Origin of the sequence: Acinetobacter sp. YH12151, assembly GCF_013418355.1 — a bacterium.
Taxonomy (GTDB): domain Bacteria; phylum Pseudomonadota; class Gammaproteobacteria; order Pseudomonadales; family Moraxellaceae; genus Acinetobacter; species Acinetobacter pseudolwoffii.
The window spans coordinates 42,584-60,732 of the sequence record NZ_VPCG01000019.1 but is presented as its reverse complement, the minus strand read 5'-3'; the positions used below and the strand labels follow the sequence as shown (position 1 = coordinate 60,732).

Genomic DNA, 18,149 nt, shown 5'->3' with positions numbered 1-18,149 from the left:
TTAATGGCAAGAAGCTTTCCTAGTCAGGTGAATGAAATTCATGCACGTGTAGCAGTCCTCAACAGATTTACGGAATTAGGTCGACCACTTACCCAAGTTACGCCTTAAATTTGGCTCAATTAGGGGCGCTTTGCATTTCAAATCTTTGTGCAACAAAGCCTGTCAGAATTACAAAAATATCCAGTGGTTTATGCACAGAGCGTGGCATGGGGAGACATGGATGCATTGGGCCATGTGAATAATGCCATGTATTATCGTTACATAGAAAATGCACGTCTGGCTTATCTGAATGCATTGGATTTACTGAATGAATCGGTCTCTACGGTGGTCTCTTCAAATCAGTGCCATTATTTAAAACCGGTGGTTTTTCCAGATCATTTAAAAATTGCAGCACGTATTGAAGAGATTCGAAATAGTGCATTCCGCATGCATTATTTATTATGGAGTGAAAAACAGCAAAGTATAGTAGCAACTTCTGAAGCGGTTATTATTTGTATTGATCAAAAAACCCTGCAGAAAACTCAAATTCCAGAACATATCCGAAAGAAAATCGAAGCACTTGAATTAACAGCCGGACATGAAATCTAAAAAATGAATTGATTATTTAATTTTGTCATTATTTTTAAACTTTATTGTTATTGATTTAAATATTTATATTGAATGTTTTATTTAATATAAATATGATGGGGTATTATTTAACAAAACAACTAATATTATTTAATCGGAGAGCATTATGCCAGATATTACTCATTTATCAGTAGAAGAGTTAAAGCGTTTACAAGCCGAAGCAGAATCACTGATTGCTTCAAAAAAAGACCAAGAGATCGAAGATGCTTATCAGCAAATCTTGGCCGTTGCTGACAAAGTAGGTATGACTGTAGAACAGTTACTTGAATTTGGCGCGTCTAAACGCAAGAAATCATCACGTAAATCGGTAGAGCCACGTTATCGTAGCAAAAGCAACCCAGATGATACCTGGACGGGTCGTGGCAAGCAGCCGCGCTGGTTGGTGGCAGAGCTGGACAAAGGTGCCAAGCTTGAAGATTTCTTGATCTAAGCCTCGATTTGATCTCGTCATTAGGCTGTCATACAGACAGTCTAAGATTGCTGAACCAAGCATGATTGCTTGGTTTTTTTATATCTATGAATTGGCGTTGGGAAAAAAGTGTGCATAATGTGTCTGTATAAGGAAAACATTATAAATGGGTATTTAGACTTGAGATATTGGTCGTGGTGGGATGAGCAATAAACCTAAAACTTTAAGATGGTTCATCCTTGCGCTTGTGGCGTTTTTTGTCTTTGTGATCCTGCAAGTGCCAGCTGCCTGGTTGATTTTAAAATTTTATAAAAATAATCAGGCCTTGCACAATGTAAACGGGAATATCTGGCAGGGCAGTGCTGACTGGAAAAAAGGTAATTTACGGGGCAGCCTGAACTGGAAAGTACGGCCATTGGACTTGCTGTTGCTGCGAGTTGGGGCAGATGTTGAATTGCATAGCGGCAATACTCAGCTTTCAGGGATCATGGGCTATGGGCTGAATAAAGCCTTGATCGTCAAAAATCTTGAGGGTCAGCTCGCGCCGGAAACCTTAAAAAAAGTGGCAGACTGGCAATGGCCAGCGACTGCTATTCAGTTTAAAGAGCTGGATTTTAAATATAAACAGGAACAAGGCTTCAGTCAGGTGACCGGGCAAATGCAATGGGCGGGGGGTGAGCTGATTTATAGCTTTGCCCAGCGTCAGGAACGTATGAATGTACCGGCCATGACCGGACAACTGGCAGATGAGAGCGGACAGCTCTTACTCGACGTTCGGGATAACCGAGAGCAACGTATGCTGAATATCAAGCTTGATCCCAGTCTGATGCTCGATATCCAGCTCACCCAGCGCTTTTTAATGAATGCACCCTCCTATGAAGGTAAAGCTGGTCTGGATACTTATGTGATTAGTACCCGCCAACCCCTAATGGGAGGCTTGAACTAATGGCCATTTCTCTTGGCGATCTAAAAAATATCGATCTGAAACAGGCCAATCGTGTTGCGCCTGTCGTGTTGCTGTTGTTGATTCTATATTTATGCTGGAAACTGGCGGCCATGTTCTGGTTGCTGATTGCACCACCTCAAGCTATGCAGCTGGATCGGGTGGAACTGGGTTCACAACAGGCGCAAATCCCCAATATCAGTGCATTTTCGCTGTTTCAGGAAAGTGGACAAACAGCGGCAGGAGCAGAAGCTGCCAATATTCTTTTGCAAGGCGTGGTGGTTGCCAGTCCAAGCTATAACTCTTCTGCGGTGCTGAAAGTCAATGATCAGGTGGATCGTTATCGCGTTGGAGAAATGCTGGGCAGTAGTGGTTTTGAGCTGGCCGAGGTCTATTGGGATCGGGTCATTCTGCGCAGAGCAACCGGTGCCACTCATGAAGTGTTATTCAAGGGTCTGGAAAATGGCTTGAATCAGCCGATCGTGCCGGCAACCCCAGCATCTAATACGATGTCTGCTCCATCTTCGATTATGAATAGCGCAGCTGAAGCACAAAATCTGCCTTCAGCGCAAAATGAAATCGGTCGGGCAATCCAGCAGATGCAGGAAAACAAGGATCAGTATTTACAGAATATGGGGGTCAGTGCGTCGGATGGAGGCTTTGAAATCACTTCCCGGACACCAGCTGCACTGCGTAATCGACTCGGTTTAAGACCGGGAGACCGGATTTTATCTTTAAACGGTCAGACGCTATCGCAGGGGCAAACCGAGGCGCAATTACTGGAACAGGCTCGACGTGAAGGTCAGGTCAAACTCGAAATAAAACGTGGTGATCAGACGATGACCATACAACAAGATTTGAAGTGATGTGTCATCACGCATAGGGTTAGGAAACACAAAAGTTTATGGCTTTATTTAATAATAATCGATCAGCATGGGCATGCTGTGTGGCCGCCCCGCTCGTAGCAATGATCAGTACGGCGGGTTATGCGCAAACCTGGAAAATCAACCTGCGGGATGCTGACCTCACCGCATTCATTAATGAAGTGGCTGACATTACCGGCAAGAACTTCGCAGTCGATCCGCGGGTGCGTGGTAATGTTACCGTTATTTCCAATAAAGCACTGAATAAAAATGAAGTCTATGACCTGTTTTTAGGTGTGCTCAATGTCAATGGTGTGGTGGCGATTCCTTCGGGCAATACCATCAAGCTGGTACCGGACAGCAATGTCAAAAGCTCGGGCATTCCCTATGATGCCAGAAGCCGTGCCAGTGGTGACCAGATCGTGACTCGGGTATTGTGGCTGGAAAATACCAATCCGAATGATCTGATTCCAGCACTGCGCCCTTTGATGCCGCAATTTGCCCATCTGGCAGCAGTGCCGGGCACCAATGCGCTGATCGTGTCGGATCGGGCCAATAATATTTATCAGCTGGAAACCATCATTCGTAATCTGGATGGTACCGGTCAAAATGATATGGAAGCGGTCAGTCTGCAATCGAGTCAGGCCGAGGAAATGATCGAGCTGATCGAGTCCATGACAGCCACGGGTGCAGCCAAAGATGTGCGTGGTTCGCGGGTACGTGTCATCGCAGATACCCGCACCAATCGGATTATCATTAAAGGTGATCCGACGACGCGTAAGCGGCTGCGTCAAATGATTGAAACCCTGGATGTGCCGGCGGCAGACCGTCTGGGCGGCTTGAAAGTCTTTCGTTTGAAATATGCCAGTGCCAAGAATCTGGCAGAGATCTTGCAGGGACTGGTGACAGGGCAGGCGGTGAACAGTAGTTCAAATTCCACTGGTACGTCTTCGGGTTCATCTTCCCTGAGTTCGAATAACAGTTTAAGCAATAACAACAGTAGCAACACCAGCGGAAATAATACTTCCTCCGCTATTCAGTTGAATACCGGCATGAACGCCGAGCAGGGTGGAATTAGCAGCTTTAGCGCAAACGGGGTGAGTATTATTGCCGATGCCACGCAAAACTCTTTGGTGGTTAAGGCCGATCCACAATTGATGCGGGAAATCGAATCAGCAATTAATCAGCTGGATATTCGCCGTCAACAGGTACTGATTGAAGCTGCCATTATCGAAGTAGAAGGTACAGATGCCGATCAGCTTGGGGTGCAATGGGCCTTGGGAGATATCAGTAGCGGTATCGGGCTGATTAACTTTGATAATTTTGGTACCAGCCTAAAAAATGTGGCAGCCGGTTATCTCACCGGCGGTGGTGCAGGTGCTGCAAGTACCGTGGGAGCTGGGACTTCGTTGGTGCTTGGTGATTATCGTGAAGGCAGTGATGGTTCACGCCGTCTGTATGGTGCGCTGATTCAGGCCTTAAAAGAAAGCACCAAGTCCAATCTGTTGTCTACGCCATCCATTGTGACTATGGACAACGAAGAAGCCTATATTGTGGTCGGTGAAAACGTACCCTTTGTGACAGGTTCGGTTTCAACTGGCGCTGCTGGGGTGGCCAATCCCTATACCACGATTGAACGTAAAGATGTCGGGGTCACTTTAAAAGTGGTGCCGCATATTGGTGAAGATGGTACGGTGCGTCTGGAAGTGGAGCAGGAGGTATCGGCTGTTAATCGGGATCGTGGACAAGCGCAGGATCTGGTAACCAGCAAGCGTGCGATTAAAACTTCGATTCTGGCCGAAAATGGGCAAACCATTGTGCTGGGTGGTCTGATTTCGGATAACACCAGTTATGGCCGTCAGGCAGTTCCGGGTCTGGGCGCAATCCCTGGTCTTGGGCGTTTATTCCGTTCTGAAGGTAAATCTAATCAGAAACGTAATCTGCTGATCTTCATCCATCCAACGATTGTGGGTGATAAAAATGAGGTCAGTAAACTGACCCAGCAACGTTATAGCCAACTGTATAGTCTGCAACTGGCCCTGGATGCTGATGGTAATTTTGCCAAGCTGCCGGAACAGGTCGGTGATGTCTATCAACAGCGTATTCCGGTTTCGAAAACACCTTTACAAAATTCGTCTTATCAAACTGTGCCGACGGCTCCAGTGCCGACTCAGTCAGCTGCTGTGGTAGTCACGCCTGTCGCGATTGAGCCTGTGTTGCAGTCACAACCCGGACAACACGTCGAAAAGCGTAAAAATACCGTGACCACCACAACACTTAGACCGAAAAGCTAAGTGATGTAGCATGAACAAACAGCATGTTATGATAATGTCAAAGAGAAAAGAGAAGTAAATTCATGACTTGGAAAATACACGCGATTACAGGTGACTTGACAGGGCAAGAGATTAGCATTGACCGTGATATGCTGGTGGGACGTCATCAGGCCGCAGACATTGTGTTGCAGGCCGCAGAGATCTCGCGCAAACATGCTGCTTTCTTGCTCAAAGATGATGCGCTCTGGGTACAGGACTTAGGATCATCGAATGGCACTTTCGTCAATGATGTGCAGATTGCACAGGAAACGTTATTAAAACAGGATGATATCGTTCAGTTTGCCAGCCTGAAATTTTCCGTGTTGGCGCCTGTGGCTGCGGTAGAAGTTCCAGCAGAAATAGAAGCCACGGCAGAAAAAGTCGTGGCACAGGTTGAAGTGACTGAACCAACGCCAGCACAACAAATGAATGAGCAGGGTATACCGGAACTGACACAGCGAGATGCCTCAGTCCAGCTGACCCGAGATGGCATGCCAACCCATGTCGGGATTCCAAAACCAGCGCCGATTCCTGAAGGTGTCGATCTTGCTGCAGTGAAACCAGAACCTACACCAATGCCGGTTGAGCAGCCTGTGTCACGGGTAGAGCAGGAAAAAGAAACCCAGAAAAATGTGTCTGTTGGTTTGATTTCAGTGATTGTATTGATTATTTTGGCAATTATGGCTTGGGTAATGTTTAAATAAGCCGATGATTGGTTACAATCAAGGCATGCACAGCGCATGCCTTTTTTGTGGCTGCGAATAATATAAAAGAGGGTCGGGATGTCTATTGCACAATTAGAACAGCGTGAACTGATCTTGTTTGATCTGGATGGTACTTTGGTTGATTCGGCGCATGACCTGTATCGTGCCATGAATATGAGCCTGAATGTGTTGCAATTGCCTTTGGTCACGGAAGAGCAGGTTCGTACCTGGGTGGGCAAGGGCACCTCGATATTTTGTGAAAGTGTATTGCTACATCTGGTCGGTGAAGTTACACCCGCACAGCATCAGGAGCTGCTGAATACTTTTCTGGATATTTATAATGTTGATCCTTGTGTCGACACGGTTCCATTTCCCGGAATTCTGAAGTTTCTCGACTGGGCCAAAGCGCAGGGCAAAACCCTGATCTGCGTCACCAATAAGCCGGAGCTTCCTGCTTGTGCTATTTTAGAGACATTGGATATGGCACATTATTTTGCCGAGACCATTGGTGGCGACCGTTTTAGCGAGCGTAAACCGCATCCGCGTCAATTATTACACTGTGTCGAACAGTATGGTGTAACGAAAGAACAGGTGTTACTGATCGGGGATTCTTCCAATGATGTGGAGGCTGCACGTCGCGCCGGGATTGATTGTATTGTGGTGAGCTACGGCTATAATCACGGTGAAAATATAGCAGACTGTCATCCTCAAGAAATTGTAGATGATCTACGTGAATTGCTTGCTTAATTAGGGTGTTAGGAAAATAAAATGAATAGTGATCAGGTTTTTCGATGGCGTCGCTCAGTTCAAGTCTATTTATACACTGAGTAAACCCAATTTAAAGAGAAAAACCGCATGACCACACAAGCACAATTCCAGCAACTTGCTGCACAAGGCTATAACCTGATTCCAGTGTACCGTCAGCGTCTGGCCGATACGGATACCCCACTTTCTATTTTCGCGCGTCTTAAGCAGCATCAGCAGGCTTATCTGTTTGAATCTGTCGAAGGTGGAGAAAACTGGGCACGCTATTCGATTATTGGGCTGGGCGAATCTACGGTATTTTCCTGTAATGCCGGTGAACTGACGGTACAGCATGCGGACGGCTCGATTGAAAAGCAGCACTGTGCAGATCCTTTTCACTATATTCGTGACTTTCAGGCTCAGTTTAAAGTGCCGACCCAACAGGACTTGCCTGCATTGCCAAGCTTCACTGGCGGTCTGGTGGGCTACTTTGGTTATGATGCCGTGCGTTATATTGAACCCAAACTCAAAAATGTGCCTGAAGCAGATCCGGTTGGCTTGCCTGATATCTGGATGATGTTGTCTAAAACCGTCATTGTCTTTGACAATTTAAAAGATACCTTATTTCTGATTGTGCATGCCGATGCAGCTGACCCGATTGCTTATGAAAAAGCACATGAACAATTGAATGAATTGGAAAATATTCTGGCAACACCGATTAGCCTGAAAGCTGAAAAACATAGTCCGCCACATTTTGAATCTCTAACCGGACATGACAACTTTATTGCCTCGGTTGAAAAGGTCAAAGAATATATTCGTGCTGGCGATGTGATGCAGGTGGTGCCCGGGCATCGTATGGTGTCAGATTTCGATGGTGATCCCTTACAGGTCTATCGTGCGCTACGTCATCTGAATCCTTCGCCGTATCTGTTTCTGGTACAAGGGCAAACCTTGGAAAACAATACACCGTTCCATATTGTCGGTTCATCACCAGAAATTTTATCGCGTTTGGAAAATGGCATTGCCACAGTGCGTCCTTTAGCAGGCACACGACCACGTGGCAAAACCAAGGAAGAAGATCTGGCCCTTGAGCAAGACTTGCTCTCTGATGAAAAAGAAATTGCCGAACATGTCATGCTGATTGACTTGGGGCGCAATGACGTCGGACGCATTGCAAAAATTGGTAAAGTTCAAGTGACTGATCGAATGGTGATCGAACGTTATTCGCATGTCATGCATATTGTCTCGAATGTACAGGGTGAAGTGCGTGACGATGTCGATGCCTTGGATGTTTTCAAGGCAACTTTCCCTGCCGGTACGCTTTCAGGTGCACCAAAAATTCGTGCCATGGAAATTATTGACGAAGTTGAGCCGGTAAAACGTGGAATTTTTGGTGGCGCTGTCGGTTATTTAGGCTGGCATGGTGAAATGGACATGTCGATTGCGATTCGTACCTGTGTGATCCGTGAAAATAAGGTCTATGTTCAGGCCGGAGCAGGGCTGGTTGCCGACTCAAATCCCGAATCTGAATGGAATGAAACCCAAATAAAAGCTCGCGCAGTGATCAAAGCGGTTGAATTATCATCAAATGGTTTGATTTTATGAGTTTTTGGGGTTTTTTTTGAAAAAAACACTTGCATGGTTTGTGAGTTTTGCTAAACTGCACACCGTTCCGATACGAAACGTACGAAACACTAAGAAACGCCGGCATAGCTCAGTTGGTAGAGCAACTGACTTGTAATCAGTAGGTCCACAGTTCGAATCCGTGTGCCGGCACCATCTTAGAGAGTTTCAAGGGTTGAGTAAAGAACAGCACTGATGTAAGTGTAAAATGGTGAGGTTCCCGAGCGGTCAAAGGGGGCGGACTGTAACTCCGCTACGAAAGTTTCGAAGGTTCGAATCCTTCCCTCACCACCAATTTTAATACTTCAATAAGTGGTTTGTACCAACATCGTGCGGGAGTAGCTCAGTTGGTAGAGCGGTAGCCTTCCAAGCTGCATGTCGCGAGTTCGACCCTCGTCTCCCGCTCCATTGAAGTGCTAATATTTGCTCTTATAGCTCAGTGGTAGAGCACTCCCTTGGTAAGGGAGAGGTCTCGAGTTCAAATCTCGATAAGAGCTCCAGATTACAGTTTAGCAATTTTTATTGCACAATATTCCAGAAGCAGGCTATTTAGTCTGCTTTTCAAGTATTTGGTATTTGGTTTTTTAAAACGACATGTCGGAACTGGGTTTTACTCAGAATTGTGTTCGACGTAAACGAGGAGTATTAACATGGCTAAGGCTAAGTTTGAACGTAATAAGCCACACGTTAACGTGGGCACAATTGGTCACGTCGACCATGGTAAAACAACTTTAACAGCTGCGATTGCAACTGTATGTGCGAAAAAATTCGGTGGCGAAGCGCGTGATTACGCTGCAATCGACTCTGCACCAGAAGAAAAAGCACGTGGTATTACAATTAATACTTCACACGTAGAATACGATTCTCCAACTCGTCACTACGCTCACGTAGACTGCCCGGGCCACGCCGATTATGTTAAAAACATGATTACTGGTGCTGCTCAGATGGACGGCGCGATCCTTGTATGTGCTGCGACTGATGGTCCTATGCCACAGACTCGTGAACACATCCTGCTTTCTCGTCAGGTAGGTGTGCCTTACATCGTTGTATTCTTGAACAAATGCGACCTTGTAGACGACGAAGAGCTTCTTGAGCTGGTTGAAATGGAAGTTCGTGAACTTCTTTCTACTTATGACTTCCCGGGCGATGATACTCCAGTAATCCGCGGTTCTGCACTTGCTGCACTTAACGGTGAAGCTGGTCAGTATGGCGAAGACGCTGTTGTTGCACTGGTTGAAGCACTTGACTCTTACATTCCAGAGCCAGAACGTGCAATCGACCTTCCATTCCTTATGCCAATTGAAGACGTATTCTCAATCTCTGGTCGTGGTACAGTAGTAACTGGCCGTGTAGAGACTGGTATTGTTAAAGTAGGCGAATCAGTTGAAATCGTTGGTATCCGTGATACTCAAGTAACTACAGTTACTGGCGTTGAAATGTTCCGTAAATTGCTTGACGAAGGTCGTGCAGGCGAGAACTGTGGTGTTCTTCTACGTGGTACTAAGCGTGAAGACGTACAACGTGGTCAAGTATTGACTAAACCAGGTGCGATCAAGCCACATACTAAATTCGATGCGGAAGTATACGTACTTTCTAAAGAAGAAGGTGGTCGTCACACTCCATTCCTTAACGGTTACCGTCCACAGTTCTACTTCCGTACTACGGACGTAACTGGTGCGATCGCGCTTAAAGAAGGCGTGGAAATGGTTATGCCTGGTGACAACGTTGAGATGTCAGTAGAGCTAATCCACCCAATCGCAATGGACCCAGGTCTACGTTTTGCGATCCGTGAAGGCGGTCGTACAGTGGGTGCTGGTGTAGTTGCTAAAGTAACTGCATAATCATAGAATAAGATAAACGGGTTGGGGTTTTGGCTCCAACTTGTTATTTTGCAGGTCAGTAGTTCAATTGGTAGAGCGTCGGTCTCCAAAACCGAATGTTGGGGGTTCGAGTCCCTCCTGACCTGCCAAGTTTTGAAAAAGACGCTTGATGTCGGCAAAATTGGTCATATAATAAGTCGCGAAACCTACGACGAGTACAAAAATGTCGAATGAAAAATCACGCGACGCATTAGGCGAAGCGGCAATTCCTCAAAGAAATAATCCTGCAGTAGATGTAAGTTCTGGTTCTCCATTAGACATGGTTCTATGGGTTATCGCCTTGATTTTATTGGTTGGTGCAATGATGGTAAACCAATATTTACCAGCATACTGGGCCCCTGCGAATGATATTTGGGTGCGTGTTGGGGTGATTTTGGCTTGTATCGTTGCAGCATTCGGTTTATTATACGCCACCCATCAAGGCAAAGGCTTTATTCGTCTGCTGAAAGATGCACGAATCGAGCTCCGTCGAGTGACCTGGCCTACCAAGCAAGAGACTGTGTCCACATCTTGGCAAGTTCTTGTTGTAGTCGTAATTACCTCCATTGTTTTATGGTGTTTCGATTATATTTTAGGCTGGTTAATCAAGTTTATTATCGGGTAAGAGAGCTATGAAACGTTGGTACATTATTCATGCCTATTCAGGTTATGAAAAACAAGTAATGCGTTCGCTTAATGATCGAATCCAGCGTAGCGCTGTTGCCGATAGCTTTGGTGAAGTCCTGGTTCCTACCGAAGAAGTGGTAGAAATGAAGGATGGCAAGAAACGTAAATCAGAGCGCAAGTTCTTTCCTGGCTATGTTCTAGTCGAAATGGAAATGAATGACGACACTTGGCACATTGTTAAAGAATGTCCGAAAGTTTTAGGCTTTATTGGTGGTACGGCGGAAAAACCGGCGCCAATTACGCAAAAAGAAGCCGATGCGATTCTTGCGCGTGTACGCAATACTGGTGAAGCACCTCGTCCTAAGACGATGTTTGAACCAGGCGAAGAATTACTCGTAGTTGACGGTCCATTCACAGACTTTAAAGGTGTGGTGGAAGAAGTTCAGTACGAAAAGTCACGTTTGACGTTGACCATTAATGTATTTAACCGTCCAACTCAAGTTGAACTGGAATTTCGTCAAGTCGAAAAATCAGTTTAATTGGTTTGGGTTGAAAACGCCTGATTTGCGTGCAAATCAGGCATTGTTGTTGTAACGGTATCGTTACTTGAAATCATTGGGGAGCCTTCACCGGCGTTTGCACCCAGAGGTAATTTGAAATGGCTAAGAAGATTGACGGCTATATCAAGCTGCAAGTTCCAGCTGGTAAAGCGAATCCATCTCCACCGATTGGTCCTGCACTAGGTCAACGTGGTGTGAACATCATGGCATTCTGTAAAGAATTCAATGCTGCGACACAAAAAGTTGAAGCTGGTCTACCAATTCCAGTCGTGATCACTGTGTACAACGACAAGTCGTTCACATTCATCATGAAAACTCCACCTGCTGCTGTTCTTCTTAAGAAAGCTGCTGGTATCCAGAAGGGTTCAGCTGTACCTAACAAAACTAAAGTTGGTAAGTTGACTCGTGCTCAAATCGAAGAAATCGCGACTACTAAAGAACCAGATTTGACTGGTGCTGATTTAGACGCACGTGTACGTACCATTGCTGGTTCTGCGCGTTCTATGGGCTTGGAAGTGGAGCTTTAAGACATGGCTAAATTAACTAAACGTCAAAAAGCGATCGTAGCTGCTGTAGAAGCGCACAAAGTTTACACGCTAGAAGAAGCTGTTGCAGTTTTAGAGAGCCTTCCAGCTCCTAAATTCAAAGAATCTTTGGATATCGCGGTAAACCTAGGTGTTGATCCTCGTAAATCTGACCAAGTTGTTCGTGGCGCGACTACACTTCCTGCAGGTACGGGTAAAACTGTACGTGTAGCTGTATTCGCTCAAGGCGCTGCTGCTGAAGCTGCTAAAGCTGAAGGCGCAGACGTTGTTGGTTTCGATGATCTTGCTGAAAGCATCCAAGCGGGTAACCTTGACTTTGACGTTGTAATTGCTGCTCCAGATGCAATGCGCGTTGTAGGTAAACTTGGTACGATCCTTGGTCCACGTGGCTTAATGCCAAACCCTAAAGTGGGTACGGTAACTCCTGACGTAGCAACTGCAGTTAAAAATGCAAAAGCTGGTCAAGCACGTTACCGCGTAGACAAGGCGGGTATTATCCACGCTGCGATCGGTCAAGTAGGTTTCACTGCTGAAGCTGTTCGTTCAAACGTTGAAGCACTCGTTGCTGACTTGAAACGTTTAAAGCCTGCGACTTCTAAAGGCGTATACATTCAAAAGATCACTTTGAGCTCAACTATGGGTCCTGGTTTGATCGTTGATGTAGCAAACGTTTCTAAATAAGTCTCGACTTATACAGAATTTTAAAGCCCTGAGTAAGTTTTAAAGCACTGCTTTAAAACTTACGCAAGAAACGCTCCGTCGTATTTTGCAAACTTAGGCAAACTTTGAATTGATAAATGAAAATTTATCAGCGTCAAAGACCGCGGGCGAGGGGAGTTTTATGCTTCGCTCTTAATCGTCCAGCCTGCGTAGACGCGGTGGTGTGATTTGTTCATCCTCCGCGTGTTAGTCCAGTGATGGATTAACGAATTGGGAGTGTACTTCGCGTAAGTACATAAATCACCGTTAGGAGGTTTTACAATGGCTCTTCTTATCGAAGGCAAAAAACAGATCGTAGCTGAAGTAACTGAAGTTGCTTCTACTGCATTTGCCGCTGTTGTTGCTGACTATCAAGGTTTAACTGTTGAGCAATTAACTGCTCTTCGCGTTGAAGCTCGTAAACTAGGTGTTCACACACGTATCGTGCGTAACACTTTGGCTAAACGCGCTCTTCAAGATACTCAATTCAATATCTTGAACGACAACCTTGTTGGCCCAACAATCTTAGCTTTCTCGACTTCTGAAGACGACATGGGTGCTGCTGCACGTTTGTTCGAAGAATTCGCTAAAACTAATAAAGCATTTGAACTTAAAGCTGCTGCATTTGATGGCAAACTTTATCAAGGCGAAGAAGTTAGCGTTATCGCGAATCTTCCGAACCAAGAAAAAGCGCTTACTATGCTTGCAAACGTTCTTCAAGCTCCTATTTCGAAATTGGGCCGCTTACTTACAGCGCTTCAAGAGAAAAACGAGTCAGAAGCTGCTTAAGCTCAAACTTACACACACATCATTCAATACCCATTTGGAGTTAATCTCATGGCTTTAACAAACGAAGAAATCCTAAACGCAGTTGCTGAAAAAACTGTTCTTGAACTTGTTGAACTTATTTCTGCTTTCGAAGAGAAATTCAACGTTTCTGCTGCTGCTGTAGCTGTTGCTGCTGGTCCTGCTGCTGCTGCTGCTGAAGAGCAATCTGAATTCAATGTTGAATTGACTTCTTTTGGCGCAAACAAAGTTGCTGTAATTAAAGCAGTTCGTGAAGCAACTGGCCTTGGCTTGAAAGAAGCTAAAGACATGGTTGAAAGCGCTCCTACAGTTCTTAAAGAAGGCGTTTCTAAAGAAGAAGGCGAAGAACTTAAGAAGAAACTTGAAGAAGCTGGTGCTACAGTTACTCTTAAGTAATAGCTTAAGGGAGCCGGTTTTTTTATAATCAGCTCCAAAAATTGGCTGATGGCTCTTGGGTCATCAGCCTTTTTGCGTTACAATAATCGGCTCGATTTTTGTTTGCATGATATAAAAATCATACAAATTAAAAATAAACATAATGAACAAACGTTTACCAATATTTTTCAGTAAAAAAATATTGATAAGCGTTTTAATACCACTAAAAATTGCAGCATTTGTAAAGAGTGGTGGCCATATCGGCCAGCGTAATTCCTTCTGAGCCCGTTCTGCAGGCGGGCTTGGTTTACACTTTCCGAGGACTCCAGATGGCATACTCATATACCGAAAAGAAACGGATCCGTAAGAATTTTGGTAAATTGCCTAGCGTTATGGATGCTCCGTACCTGCTCGCGATTCAAGTCGACTCGTACAGAACATTCTTACAAGATGGCAAATCACCAAAAAACCGCGAAGATATCGGTCTCCAAGCCGCATTTCGTTCAGTTTTTCCTATAGAAAGTTATTCTGGCAATGCTGCTTTAGAATTTGTTGAGTATAGTCTTGGTAAGCCTGAGTTTGATGTACGCGAATGTATTCTTCGTGGCTCAACTTATGCAGCACCAATGCGTGTAAAAATTCGTTTGATCCTGAAAGATCGTGAAACGAAGTCAATTAAAGACGTACGTGAACAAGAAGTCTATATGGGCGAAATGCCATTGATGACGGATAACGGGACCTTTGTAATTAATGGTACCGAGCGTGTAATCGTATCTCAATTACACCGTTCACCAGGCGTATTCTTTGACCACGATAAAGGTAAGACTCACTCAAGTGGTAAAGTCCTTTATTCAGCGCGTATCATTCCTTACCGTGGTTCATGGTTAGATTTTGAATTCGATGCCAAAGACCTAGTCTATGTACGTATTGACCGTCGTCGTAAATTACTTGCGACTGTGGTGCTGCGTGCGCTGGGTTATAGCAACGAAAACATTCTCAACATGTTCTACGAGAAAGTCCCTGTGTATCTTGACATGGGTAGCTATCAAATTGACTTGGTGCCGGAACGTCTGCGCGGCGAAATGGCACAATTTGACATCTTGGATAAAGATGGCAAGGCAATCGTTGAACAAGGTAAACGTATTAACGCGCGTCATGTACGTCAAATGGAAGCTTCAGGTCTTGAAAAACTTGCAGTGCCTGATGAGTATTTGTATGAGCGTATCACGGCTGAAGACATCGCATTAAAAGATGGCGACGTGATTGCTGCAAATACCGTATTGAGCCATGAAGTCATGGTGAAAATTGCAGAAGGCGGCGTGAAGCAGTTTAATGTTCTGTTCACCAATGATATCGACCGTGGTTCATTCGTTGCAGATTCTCTACGTGCAGATACTACGACCACTCGTGAAGAAGCATTAGTAGAAATCTACAAAGTCATGCGTCCGGGCGAGCCACCAACCAAAGAAGCAGCTGAGAACCTGTTCAATAACCTGTTCTTCTCTTCTGAGCGTTATGACTTGTCTCCAGTCGGTCGTATGAAGTTCAACCGTCGTTTAGGTCGTCCTTATGAAGTGGGTACAGACCAGAAGTCGCGTGAAGTTGAAGGTATTCTCTCGAACGAAGATATCACTGATGTATTGAAAACATTAGTTGAAATCCGTAACGGTAAAGGTGAAGTCGACGATATCGATCACTTGGGTAACCGTCGTGTTCGTTCTGTGGGCGAAATGACAGAAAACCAATTCCGTGTCGGTCTGGTTCGTGTAGAACGTGCTGTTAAAGAACGTTTATCTCAAGCTGAAACAGACAACCTGTCTCCGCAAGATCTAATCAATGCGAAGCCTGTTGCTGCTGCAATCAAAGAATTCTTTGGTTCAAGCCAGTTGTCTCAGTTCATGGATCAAAACAACCCGTTGTCTGAAATCACGCACAAGCGTCGTGTATCAGCACTTGGTCCCGGTGGTTTGACGCGTGAACGTGCAGGCTTTGAAGTGCGTGACGTACATCAAACGCATTACGGTCGTGTATGTCCAATTGAAACGCCGGAAGGTCCAAATATTGGTTTGATCAACTCGCTTTCTGTATATGCTAAAGCGAACAACTTCGGTTTCCTGGAAACGCCTTACCGTAAAGTAGTTGATGGCCGTGTAACCATGGACATTGAATACCTGTCTGCGATTGAAGAAGTGGGTACTGTGATTGCACAGGCCGATTCTGCAGTAGATGCTGATGGTAATTTATTAGAAGAAGTTGTATCTGTACGTCACCAAGGTGACTTCGTACGCATGCCGCCGGAAAAAGTAACGCATATGGATGTATCTGCTCAGCAGGTTGTATCTGTGGCTGCGTCACTGATTCCGTTCCTTGAACACGATGATGCCAACCGTGCATTGATGGGTTCAAACATGCAACGTCAGGCTGTTCCTACGTTAATCGCTGACAAACCACTCGTAGGTACGGGTATGGAAGCGAACGTAGCACATGACTCTGGTGTATGTGTGATCGCTCAGCGTGGTGGTCGTATCGAGTTTGTTGATGCATCTCGTGTAGTCATTCGTGTGAACGAAGAAGAGATGATCGCAGGTGAGGCAGGTGTAGATATCTATAACCTGATCAAATACACCCGTTCAAACCAAAACACCTGTATCAACCAGAAAGTTCTGGTGAACCTGGGTGATAAAGTGGGTCGTGGTGACGTATTAGCTGATGGTCCATCGACTGATGGCGGTGAGCTAGCGCTTGGTCAAAACATGCGCGTCGCATTCATGACCTGGAACGGTTACAACTACGAAGACTCGATCTTACTTTCAGAGCGTGTACTTCAAGAAGACCGTTTAACCTCGATTCATATCCAGGAATTGTCATGTGTCGCACGTGATACTAAGCTTGGTGCTGAAGAAATCACGGCCGATATCCCGAATGTGGGTGAAGCAGCGCTTTCTAAACTTGATGAATCAGGTATTGTTTACATCGGTGCTGAAGTAACAGCAGGTGATATTCTTGTTGGTAAAGTGACGCCTAAAGGTGAAACGCAGCTAACGCCGGAAGAAAAATTGCTTCGTGCAATCTTCGGTGAAAAAGCAGCTGACGTTAAAGATTCATCTTTACGCGTTCCATCTGGTACCAAAGGTACTGTGATTGATGTTCAAGTGTTTACACGTGATGGTCTTGAAAAAGACGAACGTGCTCAAGCAATTGAAAAAGCTCAGCTTGATGCTTACCGTAAAGACTTGAAAGAAGAGTTCAAGATCTTTGAAGAAGCAGCACGTGAACGTGTAATTCGTTTGTTGAACGGTCAAGAGTCGAATGGTGGCGGTACCACTAAACGTGGCGACAAACTGTCTGAAGACGTGTTGTCTGGTTTAGAGCTTGTTGATCTTCTTGAAATTCAACCAGTTGATGAAGCAATTGCTGAACGTCTAACGCAAATTCAAGTGTTCTTGAAAGAGAAGAGCTTCGAAATTGACGAGAAATTTGCTGAGAAAAAACGCAAACTTTCTACAGGCGATGAACTGACCACTGGCGTATTGAAAGTAGTTAAAGTTTATCTTGCGGTAAAACGTCGCATCCAGCCGGGTGATAAGATGGCCGGTCGTCACGGTAACAAGGGTGTTGTATCAAACATCTTGCCGGTAGAAGATATGCCACACGATGCCAATGGTGTACCTGTTGATATCGTACTGAACCCGCTGGGCGTACCATCGCGTATGAACGTGGGTCAGATTCTTGAAACTCACTTGGGTATGGCGGCGAAAGGTCTTGGCGATCAAATTGACAAGATGATGAAAGAACAGCGTACTGTACTTGAGCTTCGTGATTTCCTGGACAAGATTTATAACAAAGTTGGTGGCGAGCAAGAAGATCTTGACAGCTTGACTGATGATGAAATCTTGAAACTTTCTGGTAACTTGCGTGCTGGTGTGCCTTTGGCAACGCCTGTATTCGATGGTGCTGAAGAAGGTCAGATCAAAGAATTGTTACAACTTGCAGGTCTATCAAGTACTGGTCAGACAGTATTATATGATGGTCGTACTGGTGAGCGTTTCGACCGTCCAGTGACTGTGGGTTATATGTACATGCTGAAACTGAACCACTTAGTTGATGACAAGATGCATGCGCGTTCAACTGGTTCTTATTCTCTAGTCACGCAACAGCCGCTGGGTGGTAAAGCACAATTCGGTGGTCAGCGTTTCGGTGAGATGGAAGTCTGGGCACTAGAAGCTTACGGTGCAGCATATACGCTACAAGAAATGCTGACTGTGAAATCGGATGACGTTGAAGGCCGTACCCGTATCTACAAGAATATTGTAGATGGTAACCATTATATGGACCCGGGTATGCCTGAATCGTTCAACGTATTGACCAAAGAGATCCGTTCTTTAGGTATCAACATTGAACTGAAAAATGGTGACTAATTAGTTCCATTGAATCTCCCTTGCGAAGCAGTGC

17 protein-coding genes, 5 tRNA genes and 1 pseudogene are annotated in these 18,149 nt (G+C 45.2%); 22 read left to right on the top strand and 1 reads right to left on the bottom strand.

The genetic code is table 11. The features are described 5' to 3' along the window. The 21 genes and pseudogenes from FTU82_RS08955 to rplL form a co-directional block, all read left to right on the top strand. Nucleotides 1–108: pseudogene (locus FTU82_RS08955) on the top strand (IS5/IS1182 family transposase); the annotation flags it as partial. 51 nt (nucleotides 109–159) lie between these two features. Next, nucleotides 160–588, top strand: coding sequence for a thioesterase family protein (locus FTU82_RS08950; RefSeq protein ID WP_180101271.1), 429 nt, complete (start codon nucleotides 160–162; stop codon nucleotides 586–588). 142 nt (nucleotides 589–730) lie between these two features. Then, nucleotides 731–1,057, top strand: coding sequence for an H-NS family nucleoid-associated regulatory protein (locus tag FTU82_RS08945; protein WP_167381258.1), 327 nt, complete (start codon nucleotides 731–733; stop codon nucleotides 1,055–1,057). Nucleotides 1,058–1,238: 181 nt separating this feature from the next. Further along, nucleotides 1,239–1,982: a type II secretion system protein N gene (gene gspN / locus FTU82_RS08940; RefSeq protein WP_180101269.1), complete on the top strand. Its 744-nt coding sequence runs from the start codon at nucleotides 1,239–1,241 to the stop codon at nucleotides 1,980–1,982. Continuing rightward, nucleotides 1,982–2,845, top strand: a complete 864-nt coding sequence (locus FTU82_RS08935) for a type II secretion system protein N (protein ID WP_074383927.1) — start codon at nucleotides 1,982–1,984, stop codon at nucleotides 2,843–2,845. The genes gspN and FTU82_RS08935 overlap by 1 nt, the downstream gene beginning before the upstream one ends. Nucleotides 2,846–2,883: 38 nt before the next feature. Further along, nucleotides 2,884–5,136, top strand: coding sequence for a type II secretion system secretin GspD (gene gspD / locus FTU82_RS08930; protein ID WP_180101268.1), 2,253 nt, complete (start codon nucleotides 2,884–2,886; stop codon nucleotides 5,134–5,136). Nucleotides 5,137–5,198: 62 nt separating this feature from the next. Then, nucleotides 5,199–5,858: an FHA domain-containing protein gene (locus FTU82_RS08925; protein WP_005095259.1), complete on the top strand. Its 660-nt coding sequence runs from the start codon at nucleotides 5,199–5,201 to the stop codon at nucleotides 5,856–5,858. A gap of 78 nt (nucleotides 5,859–5,936) precedes the next feature. Continuing rightward, complete coding sequence (gene gph / locus FTU82_RS08920; RefSeq protein WP_100329455.1) at nucleotides 5,937–6,605, top strand: phosphoglycolate phosphatase; 669 nt, start codon at nucleotides 5,937–5,939, stop codon at nucleotides 6,603–6,605. A 108-nt stretch (nucleotides 6,606–6,713) separates the two neighbouring features. Then, nucleotides 6,714–8,207, top strand: a complete 1,494-nt coding sequence (trpE, locus tag FTU82_RS08915; protein ID WP_100354883.1) for an anthranilate synthase component I — start codon at nucleotides 6,714–6,716, stop codon at nucleotides 8,205–8,207. 98 nt (nucleotides 8,208–8,305) lie between these two features. Next, nucleotides 8,306–8,381 (top strand) — tRNA-Thr (locus FTU82_RS08910). A gap of 54 nt (nucleotides 8,382–8,435) precedes the next feature. Beyond that, nucleotides 8,436–8,519, top strand: a tRNA-Tyr gene (locus FTU82_RS08905). Nucleotides 8,520–8,557: 38 nt separating this feature from the next. After that, nucleotides 8,558–8,633: transfer RNA gene (locus FTU82_RS08900), tRNA-Gly, on the top strand. Between the two features lie 17 nt (nucleotides 8,634–8,650). Further along, nucleotides 8,651–8,725, top strand: a tRNA-Thr gene (locus FTU82_RS08895). A 150-nt stretch (nucleotides 8,726–8,875) separates the two neighbouring features. Then, complete coding sequence (gene tuf, locus FTU82_RS08890; protein WP_005095265.1) at nucleotides 8,876–10,066, top strand: elongation factor Tu; 1,191 nt, start codon at nucleotides 8,876–8,878, stop codon at nucleotides 10,064–10,066. A 52-nt stretch (nucleotides 10,067–10,118) separates the two neighbouring features. Then, nucleotides 10,119–10,194: transfer RNA gene (locus FTU82_RS08885), tRNA-Trp, on the top strand. 74 nt (nucleotides 10,195–10,268) lie between these two features. Continuing rightward, entirely contained in the window at nucleotides 10,269–10,709 is a 441-nt protein-coding gene (secE, locus tag FTU82_RS08880; protein ID WP_005095267.1) for a preprotein translocase subunit SecE, read from the top strand. Between the two features lie 7 nt (nucleotides 10,710–10,716). Then, on the top strand, nucleotides 10,717–11,250 hold the full coding sequence (nusG, locus tag FTU82_RS08875) for a transcription termination/antitermination protein NusG (RefSeq protein WP_004278615.1): 534 nt from the start codon (nucleotides 10,717–10,719) through the stop codon (nucleotides 11,248–11,250). A gap of 119 nt (nucleotides 11,251–11,369) precedes the next feature. After that, nucleotides 11,370–11,798 (top strand): 50S ribosomal protein L11, encoded by a 429-nt coding sequence (gene rplK / locus FTU82_RS08870; RefSeq protein ID WP_004278614.1) that lies wholly within the window; start codon nucleotides 11,370–11,372, stop codon nucleotides 11,796–11,798. A gap of 3 nt (nucleotides 11,799–11,801) precedes the next feature. Then, nucleotides 11,802–12,497, top strand: a complete 696-nt coding sequence (gene rplA, locus FTU82_RS08865) for a 50S ribosomal protein L1 (RefSeq protein ID WP_005095271.1) — start codon at nucleotides 11,802–11,804, stop codon at nucleotides 12,495–12,497. Nucleotides 12,498–12,797: 300 nt separating this feature from the next. Next, a complete protein-coding gene (gene rplJ / locus FTU82_RS08860; RefSeq protein ID WP_005095272.1) occupies nucleotides 12,798–13,304 on the top strand; it encodes a 50S ribosomal protein L10 in 507 nt (168 codons plus the stop codon). Nucleotides 13,305–13,352: 48 nt separating this feature from the next. After that, nucleotides 13,353–13,718 carry a 50S ribosomal protein L7/L12 gene (rplL, locus tag FTU82_RS08855; protein ID WP_005095274.1) on the top strand — a complete coding sequence of 122 codons (366 nt, stop codon included), beginning with the start codon at nucleotides 13,353–13,355 and terminating at the stop codon, nucleotides 13,716–13,718. A gap of 63 nt (nucleotides 13,719–13,781) precedes the next feature. Here rplL and FTU82_RS08850 read toward each other — a convergent pair whose 3' ends face one another. Continuing rightward, complete coding sequence (locus tag FTU82_RS08850) at nucleotides 13,782–14,033, bottom strand: hypothetical protein (protein ID WP_034608820.1); 252 nt, start codon at nucleotides 14,031–14,033, stop codon at nucleotides 13,782–13,784. Between FTU82_RS08850 and rpoB the strand changes: the two genes are divergently transcribed. After that, the gene (rpoB, locus tag FTU82_RS08845; RefSeq protein ID WP_100357923.1) at nucleotides 14,027–18,115 is read left to right on the top strand and encodes a DNA-directed RNA polymerase subunit beta; all 4,089 of its coding nucleotides are present in this window, start codon (nucleotides 14,027–14,029) and stop codon (nucleotides 18,113–18,115) included. The two genes, FTU82_RS08850 and rpoB, sit on opposite strands and share 7 nt — an antisense overlap. Nucleotides 18,116–18,149: the final 34 nt, after the last annotated feature.

Coding starts and splice junctions, on each gene's coding strand:
- gspN (WP_180101269.1), top strand. CDS start 1,239: ATGAGCAATAAACCTAAAACTTTAAGATGGTTCATCCTTGCGCTTGTG.
- FTU82_RS08935 (WP_074383927.1), top strand. CDS start 1,982: ATGGCCATTTCTCTTGGCGATCTAAAAAATATCGATCTGAAACAGGCC.
- gspD (WP_180101268.1), top strand. CDS start 2,884: ATGGCTTTATTTAATAATAATCGATCAGCATGGGCATGCTGTGTGGCC.
- FTU82_RS08925 (WP_005095259.1), top strand. CDS start 5,199: ATGACTTGGAAAATACACGCGATTACAGGTGACTTGACAGGGCAAGAG.
- gph (WP_100329455.1), top strand. CDS start 5,937: ATGTCTATTGCACAATTAGAACAGCGTGAACTGATCTTGTTTGATCTG.
- trpE (WP_100354883.1), top strand. CDS start 6,714: ATGACCACACAAGCACAATTCCAGCAACTTGCTGCACAAGGCTATAAC.
- tuf (WP_005095265.1), top strand. CDS start 8,876: ATGGCTAAGGCTAAGTTTGAACGTAATAAGCCACACGTTAACGTGGGC.
- secE (WP_005095267.1), top strand. CDS start 10,269: ATGTCGAATGAAAAATCACGCGACGCATTAGGCGAAGCGGCAATTCCT.
- nusG (WP_004278615.1), top strand. CDS start 10,717: ATGAAACGTTGGTACATTATTCATGCCTATTCAGGTTATGAAAAACAA.
- rplK (WP_004278614.1), top strand. CDS start 11,370: ATGGCTAAGAAGATTGACGGCTATATCAAGCTGCAAGTTCCAGCTGGT.
- rplA (WP_005095271.1), top strand. CDS start 11,802: ATGGCTAAATTAACTAAACGTCAAAAAGCGATCGTAGCTGCTGTAGAA.
- rplJ (WP_005095272.1), top strand. CDS start 12,798: ATGGCTCTTCTTATCGAAGGCAAAAAACAGATCGTAGCTGAAGTAACT.
- rplL (WP_005095274.1), top strand. CDS start 13,353: ATGGCTTTAACAAACGAAGAAATCCTAAACGCAGTTGCTGAAAAAACT.
- rpoB (WP_100357923.1), top strand. CDS start 14,027: ATGGCATACTCATATACCGAAAAGAAACGGATCCGTAAGAATTTTGGT.
- FTU82_RS08850 (WP_034608820.1), bottom strand. CDS start 14,033: ATGCCATCTGGAGTCCTCGGAAAGTGTAAACCAAGCCCGCCTGCAGAA.